Origin of the sequence: Vibrio sp. 10N.261.52.A1, from assembly GCF_002876325.1 — a bacterium.
GTDB lineage: Bacteria > Pseudomonadota > Gammaproteobacteria > Enterobacterales > Vibrionaceae > Vibrio > Vibrio chagasii.
Genome location: NZ_MCYD01000110.1, coordinates 1 through 552, shown reverse-complemented (window position 1 = coordinate 552; position 552 = coordinate 1). Strand labels below are relative to the sequence as shown.

The window sequence follows — 552 nt, the reverse complement described above, 5'->3', positions numbered from 1 at the left end:
GAGATTAGAAGTACAACAAAAAAGTGCAAGTAAATAGCAAGAAAATCCTAACCAAATATAACGTTGAGCTCTAGATTTAGTTTACAGGTAAATAAACCTGTAATGTAAATCAAGGAGAGATTCTCATGAGTAAGTTTTTGAAAAGTTGTAAAGAATTCATGAATGATGAAGAAGGTCTTACTGTTATCGAGTATGTAATTGGTGCTGCCATGCTTGTTCTTGGTCTGACTACAATATTTTCCGGGATCGGTAATACATTGTCGAACAAACTCAGTGCTATTGTGAACGCGATAAGTACGACAACTGCTCCATAGTCGTTATGCATGTAAAGAGAATTAAAAAGCAGAAAGGCTTCACCATTGTTGAATACATCATTGGTGCGGCAGTGCTTGTTCTGCTTTCTTGGGCAATATTCTCAGGTATAGCTACGGCATTAATCAGTAAGTTTGTCATGATTGTTTCAGGTGTATAAATGAATGATAAGTGAATCTCTAGTTTTTTGGGCGCTATTGATTGTTATATCGGTATTTGATGTTAAAGAAAATATAATAC

General features: G+C 35.0%; 1 protein-coding gene. It reads left to right on the top strand.

Translation table 11 applies throughout. The features are described 5' to 3' along the window. Positions 1–125: 125 nt before the first annotated feature. Entirely contained in the window at positions 126–314 is a 189-nt protein-coding gene (locus BCT81_RS01420) for a fimbrial protein (protein ID WP_008218739.1), read from the top strand. Positions 315–552: the final 238 nt, after the last annotated feature.

Coding starts and splice junctions, on each gene's coding strand:
- BCT81_RS01420 (WP_008218739.1), top strand. CDS start 126: ATGAGTAAGTTTTTGAAAAGTTGTAAAGAATTCATGAATGATGAAGAA.